The sequence below is a fragment of the Veillonella sp. genome (assembly GCF_015058545.1).
In the GTDB taxonomy this organism is placed as follows: domain Bacteria; phylum Bacillota; class Negativicutes; order Veillonellales; family Veillonellaceae; genus Veillonella_A.
In genome coordinates, this window is sequence record NZ_SVCB01000116.1 from 1 (window position 1) to 6,878 (window position 6,878).

At 39.0% G+C, this 6,878-nt stretch carries 7 protein-coding genes; 6 read left to right on the forward strand and 1 reads right to left on the reverse strand.

Features of this window, described 5'->3' with window-relative positions; all coding sequences use genetic code 11:
* From E7204_RS07720 to E7204_RS07745, 6 genes are all read left to right on the forward strand, one after another.
* On the forward strand, window positions 1–637 hold a 637-nt coding region (locus tag E7204_RS07720), incomplete at its 5' end, for a nitrogenase component 1 (RefSeq protein ID WP_295183278.1).
* Between the two features lie 172 nt (window positions 638–809).
* Window positions 810–1,781: a MerR family transcriptional regulator gene (locus E7204_RS07725; RefSeq protein WP_295183280.1), complete on the forward strand. Its 972-nt coding sequence runs from the start codon at window positions 810–812 to the stop codon at window positions 1,779–1,781.
* Between the two features lie 566 nt (window positions 1,782–2,347).
* Complete coding sequence (locus tag E7204_RS07730; RefSeq protein WP_006556589.1) at window positions 2,348–2,623, forward strand: metal-sensing transcriptional repressor; 276 nt, start codon at window positions 2,348–2,350, stop codon at window positions 2,621–2,623.
* Between the two features lie 333 nt (window positions 2,624–2,956).
* On the forward strand, window positions 2,957–4,864 hold the full coding sequence (locus E7204_RS07735; RefSeq protein ID WP_295183282.1) for a cation-translocating P-type ATPase: 1,908 nt from the start codon (window positions 2,957–2,959) through the stop codon (window positions 4,862–4,864).
* A gap of 232 nt (window positions 4,865–5,096) precedes the next feature.
* On the forward strand, window positions 5,097–5,705 hold the full coding sequence (locus E7204_RS07740) for a hypothetical protein (RefSeq protein WP_295183283.1): 609 nt from the start codon (window positions 5,097–5,099) through the stop codon (window positions 5,703–5,705).
* Between the two features lie 80 nt (window positions 5,706–5,785).
* Window positions 5,786–6,439, forward strand: a complete 654-nt coding sequence (locus tag E7204_RS07745; protein ID WP_295183285.1) for a DsbA family oxidoreductase — start codon at window positions 5,786–5,788, stop codon at window positions 6,437–6,439.
* Window positions 6,440–6,576: 137 nt separating this feature from the next.
* Here E7204_RS07745 and E7204_RS07750 read toward each other — a convergent pair.
* Window positions 6,577–6,878, reverse strand: a 302-nt coding sequence (locus E7204_RS07750; RefSeq protein ID WP_295183287.1) for a hypothetical protein, incomplete at its 5' end; no start/stop codon positions are given.

Consider the following 6,878-nt stretch of genomic DNA (forward strand, 5'->3'; position numbering starts at 1 on the left):
AAATGTAGTTATTCATCCTGAATTGGGGCATGAAGCGGCTGAGTGGTTGACCAAAACACTCGGCATGTCTTATATTGAACCGGTTTTACCCTATGGCTTAGAAGGGACGCTTGCTTGGATTCATGAGATTTTAGCTGCTTTAATGCCTGATGAGGTATCGGCTGATAAGTTAGCACTTATAGAATCACTTATCCAGAGTGAAAAAGCACGTCAATTTGAACGAACTAAAGATATTCAACGTTTATGCGGCGAACCGTGGTTTGACACTGTTATTCTTTCGGCTCCAAGTTCTGTGGTGCAAGGTATGGAGCGGGCATTTAATAATGAATGGCTTGATGCAGGTCAGTTTACCTATGTCATTCATAATGACAGTAAAAATAAACCGGATTATTACGCCTATGTGCAAGGCCACGATTGGCAGGCCGCTTTGCAAACAGGCGAGAATCGTTTATTATTAGGAAGTGACCAAGAACGGCGCCTGTGTATAACTGATAGAAATGTAGTTTACCAGACAATTAGTAATCCGGAGCCGCCCGAGGTTGTGCTTAGCGAACGGCCGTTTATGGGTATTAATGGACATCGTAATATGCAGGCAATTATCTGGAATTTATATATTCAAAGTCTGGAAAATAGTTAAGGGTATATGTTCATAGTTTAGAGCATAGCTAAGACTATATAACCAGAATTTAGAACATAGTTAAGGAATTAAAAAACGGGAAAGGAGTAAGGCTGTCATGGCTACAGAGATTGAGGCAAAAACAAACGCATCAAACACAAATGTGTCAAACACAAATGCTTCAAGCACAAAAGTGTCAAACACAAATGCCTTCGATACGGATATAAAGCATACTGATATAAATATTGTCGGTGAGCATGGGATGGATACGCCGTTTATTGTGAATAGTGACGCTGATTCTGAAAAAAATATAAACGAAGCAATTGTCATGGATGAATCGATACATGAAAATCTCCTCAGTATCAGTGACATGGCCAAACTCCACGGTTTAACTAGGCCGACACTTTTGTATTATGATTCTATCGGGCTTTTTTCACCGGTTTTTACGGCATCCAATGGTTATCGCTATTATAGCCGTGTGCAGATTCCGCTCCTTCGTGAAATTTGCTTTTTAAAAGCCTTAGGTATTAGTTTGAAAGAGATTCAGGGGCATTTAAATAATCGAACGCCGGAAGCAGAATTGGAGTTATTGGCCGAACAGGAATTAAAGATTCAGAAAGAGATGCAAGAGTTAGGGCGTAAGCGTTTAGCTTTGCAGCAGCGACTCTATATGTATAAGGAAGCGGTCAATGCAGTGGCAAGACCTCAGGAAGAACCATTTTTGCGACATTATAAAGAGCGAACCATTATATTTAAAACGTTTTTAGAAAACGATTCGGGCGAGGTGGATCGTCAAAATATCCATTTAACGTCCATGGAGCTTTGGCGTGATTTATATAATCATGAGTTTTTGCCGGCCTATAGCTATGGGTTTTTGATTAAAGAAGAATCTCTTAAAACCGATAATATGCTTAAAGACGGGGGCTGTTATATTCGTGTTCCTGTAGGGAATTTCGAATTTGAATCAACGGTCTTGAATTTGCCGGAAGGCGACTATATTTGCTGTTATAAACGAGGGCGACCTACTGATTTAACTATTTTAAAAAAGCTCTTGGCTTGGATTGAGGAAAAGGGGTATACCGTTTGCGGTGATGTGGTGGATTCCTGTTTCTTGGATACGACCTTTGACGAAGTTCTTCATGACGAAATTTTTACAATACTTTAGATTCCGGTAGTCAAAAAGTAACGATTTTTCATTGCTTGCGTAGTGTATGAGTGTTGATGTTGTCTTGATTTTATATTTTTGTATTGCTATCAGTGCACATTTATACTAAATATTTAAAATAGTGATAAGATACTATAGAAAATATCATATAAACTTCATCTAATATTTAGGGAAAATCTATTGACTATAAAGTTACTTTATAGTTTAGAATAGCGTCTATAGAAAAAGTAGTCCCTATGGTAGGACAGTAGTTGAGATGGAGGGATGCAGTATGATGGCAATTTTAATTTTGATTAATAAAGCAATCGAAGATTGGCTCAAAACTTTCTAATGGGAACAAACAGAATGATGACAAAGCAACTAAACAATCGTTACTTTGTAAAAGTGACAGAGAAAGCATCGTAGTTATTTTAAAAATAACTGTGGTGCTTTTTTGTTTACCTATAACTGACAGTAAGTTAACTATGATTATATTTTATTTGAAATATGAATCAGAGTTATTTTATTGACAATACATGTGTTCGCGGTTATTATTAAATAAAGATAAAAAAGATGGAGGACACCTAATGAAACAGTGTATGGATGCGGACAATTTACATCGCCGCCTCAAGAAAATTATCGGGCAAGTGCAGGCGATAGACAGAATGGTAGACGAAGACGTACCATGTGAGGATATTTTATCCCAAATTAATGCTGCAAAATCTGCTTTAAATCGTTGTGGGCAGGTTATACTGGAAGGCCATATTCGTCACTGTGTACGCGATGGGTTAGAGCACGGCGATGTGGATAAAACCCTTGATAAATTCACTAAAGCAGTAGAACGTTTTGCCAATATGCAGTAGCAGTAACATGTAGATATGAGGCGATTGATTCGTCGGTGTATGTTTACGAATAAAATTGAATAGTAAGTCATTAAGGCGAAGATTTTTCTTCGCCTTTTTTATTTTCTTGTTGACAACCTATACCCCTATAGGTATAATGCAAGTGTAATAACTTATACCCCTATGGGTATAAAGGTTTAAAAATAAACACATATAGATAGACTATTAAGAAAGAGTCTGCCTATGTGGGTATTATAAGTAATAACATATGAATACTTGCTTATATATTATGATATGTTCGTTTATATTTCATTATTATCATATTGGTATCATCAGTCAAACAGGAGGTTTATCATGGAAACGGCTATACGAAAGTTGGAAACCAATGTATTTAGCAAATTAGAGTATTTATTGGAATTAGGCGGTATTAAAAAAGATATTGCGTTTTTGGTATTATCCGGGTTAGCTGTATTAGCCAGCTTGTTTGATTATCAGCCCCTACCGTTTGATATTGCTTGGGTGGCGATTATCCTTTGCGGTTTGCCGATTATTATAGAAGCAATTATCGGACTTGTAACCGAGTTTGATATTAAAGCTGATGTGTTGGTATCTTTGGCATTAATTGCGGCTGTGGCTACGGGTGAAATTTTTGCGGCTGCCGAAGTGGCGTTTATTATGCAAATTGGTGCATTGCTTGAAGATATTACGGTAGCTAAAGCAAGAGCCGGTATCGAAAAGCTCGTTAATTTAACACCTCAAGAAGCACGTGTTTTAACAGCTAGTGGGGCTCAATTTGTTAAAGCTGATGAAGTTCAGGTGGGCGATATTTTGCGCGTGTTACCGGGTGAAACAATTCCGGTGGATGGTGAAATTATCGCCGGTGAAACTTCGATTAACCAGGCAGTTCTTACCGGTGAATCCTTACCGGTGGATAAAACTGTCGGTGACATGGTGTCCAGTGGTACGGTGAATCAGTTTGGCAGTTTTGATATGCGCGCCGTAAAGGTTGGCGAAGACAGCTCCATTCAACGTATGATTCGCTTGGTTCAGTCCGCTGATGCAGGCAAAGCGAAGATTGTAGGTCTTGCAGATCGTTGGGCTACTTGGGTTGTAGTGATTGCTTTGTTATCGGCTATCGGCACTTGGGCCGTGACCGGTGAAATCCTGCGAGCCGTTACTATCCTTGTTGTATTTTGCCCTTGTGCCTTGGTATTGGCTACGCCAACGGCCATCATGGCAGCTATCGGAAATGCCACTAAACATGGCTTCTTGGTGCGTGAAGGGGATGCGTTGGAACGGTTAGCTAACGTGAAGACTGTTACGTTTGACAAAACCGGTACGTTAACGTTCGGTATGCCTAAGGTCGTTGCGGTTGAATTGGTTGATTCCCCTGTGGGCTGTACAAGTGATGCCGTCTATCGTTTGGCAGCCAGCTTGGAAGCGTTATCGGAGCATCCGTTGGGCAAGGCTATTGTTAAGTCTTTTAAAGAAAGTTCTAAAACGGATATATTGCCTGTTAATGAATTTAAAATGCTGCCGGGTCGTGGTGTTTCCGGTAAAATTGCAAGCCAGTTAATCGTTGCCGGTAATGAACGCATGATGGCAGAAGCGGGTATTGAAATTACATCTTCTGTAAAAACAAGCGGCGCTAAATACCTTGATCAAGGCGGCACCATTGTTTATGTGGCGGTTGGTCAATACTTGGTAGGTTACTTGGTATTGGCTGATACAGTGCGCAGCGAAAGCCAGGCAGTTATTGATAAACTAAATCGTATCGGTGTTGAGACGGTTCTTTTGACCGGCGATAATGAAAGTGCGGCCTACACTATCGGCTCTCAGTTGGGCATCCGCAGTATTCGTGCGAACTGCTTGCCGGAAGATAAGTTAAATTACATTGAATCTCATGAAAATCAATCTATTTGCATGATTGGTGATGGTATTAATGATGCACCGGCTCTTAAAAAAGCACAGGTAGGTATTGCTATGGGTGGCGTAGGCAGTGATATTGCCGTTGATGCGGCCGACATTGCCCTCGTTGATGATGAAATTAAAGAATTGCCTCATCTTATGGCCTTGTCTAAACGCATGATGAGCACCATTAAGTGGAATTTGGCCTTTGCCATGATTCTAAACTTTACGGCCATCGTTTTGTCCTTCCCGGGCATTTTGACACCGGTAACGGGTGCGTTGGTACATAACGCGGGTTCTGTATTGGTAATTATTAATTCGGCGTTGTTACTTACTTGGCGCAGCAGAGTGTAAATATATAACAATATTATAGTGGTCTATACGGTCTATATAACCTAATGCGCTGATTAAAACCTCCTCATTGTTATGGGGAGGTTTTTTCACATTTTATGCATAACTTAAATAGGTAATAGTAAAAAGGACTTTTATTGAGATATGTCGAAATCGATAAGAGGGAAGTTATTATGTTACTTTTTTATTAGCATGATTAGCGATTATCACTGTTTATTAGGGAAAGGGGATTATTATGAAAAAGATAGTTTCAGTTCTTGTTGGTGTTAGTGTATTTTTTGGAATAAGTGGGATAAATCTTGTGGTTGACACTAATTTTTCACAGGTAGAGGCAGCCGTAGTTGCTCAACAAGATTCAAGTCAAAAGACTCCGGCAAAGAGTAAGGTAAAGAGTTCCTTGATTAATATGACGGGGAAATATGATAATGTAAGACCGGGGCGACTTTATGGAACAATGATTTCTAAAGAAGAGAAAGTTATTGCCGGTGTAAGTTTAGGTTCTTCCTTTGAAAGTATTATTAAAAGTCTGGGTAAACCTGATAAAATTGATTATATTGGCAATAGAATATCAGCTGTAACCTATGGTGGGATTTACTTTAGTAATTTTATGGGGAGTGAAGAAATGTACATGATTACTGTGTCAAATCGTGATGCAGTAACAGCTCGTGGTGTGGCCGTAGGAGATACATTGGAGAAGGTTTATTCTTTATATGGTCAACCAGATACAGTTTCTCAAGATAAAGATAGCTGGTTTTATGGTAGATTCATGCCGATGACTGATAATGTAGCCGGAATACGATTTGTACATGATGGAAATAGAGTAACTAAAATCATTATTCTATAATTAGGGTTATAGAATGTTATAATTAATTACAATTGCTTAATTACAGTTAAAAAATCGATACAGTTAAGAAAGGAATTTATATGGAAATTATATATTGGTCAGATTACGCCTGTCCGTTTTGTTATATCGGACGCAAACATTTGGAGGCTGCTATTGAAAAGGTAAGTAAAGAAAAAGGCGAGACCTTCACCGTAACAATGAAAGCATTTGAGCTTGATCCGAGTGCACCGGTAATAGTGGAGGGGACTGCCACAGAACGCCTTGCCTCTAAATATGGTTTAACCATGGAAGATGCAGCTGATAGAATTAATGGCGTCAATATGATGGGGCAGGCTGTAGGGATAGATTTTAGATATGATTTGGCGAAACCGTCAAATACCTTTGATGCCCATCGCATTACGAAGCTGGCTCAAGCAAACGGTAATGATGTGGCCGAAAAATTAACTGAATTGCTATATGAAGCTTACTTTGTTAAGCATGAAGTATTGGCAGACCATGGAGTTCTATTGGCGAAAGCTAAAGAAGCCGGTTTGGATGAGGCAGAAGTAAAAGCCGTTTTGGATTCAGAACAGTTTGCCCATGAGGTGCGTGAAGAAGAAGCATTAGCCGCTCGCTATGGGATTAACTCTGTACCGTTTTTTGTGGTCAATGATAAAGTAGCCTTGCCGGGCGCATTGCCAATTGAAGAATTCGAAAAAGTGCTTCGTGAAATGCTAGAGAAAGAGGCGGAGTAATGAACATTCATTTGCTTATTGTATCTCAATAGGTGATTTATATAATGAATGGTAAATTTAATATTCAGATAAAATGAAGACCTGGGCTCTAAATAGAACTCAGGTCTTTTGAATTATCTTGTATTATTTATATTATATTAATAGTCCCAACCGAACATAGCAAAGAGTTTATCCTTGATTTGTTCTTCTTCTGACATAGGAATATACTTATACCTAGATAATGTATAAGTTTCAAAATCTGATAGACGGCCGTCATATATTAAGTTGCCGTGTGTATCATAGTAGTGGGCAGTGTTTATCATAAGATATCCATATACATTAAAATTTACTGTCCCTTTAGTAATAGACATTGTTATTACATCCGGTTTTACATCCCCACGACTAGCATTTCCAAGCCATTGTGAGCCTAAAGGAGTGAATACGTGCATAAGATGTGCTT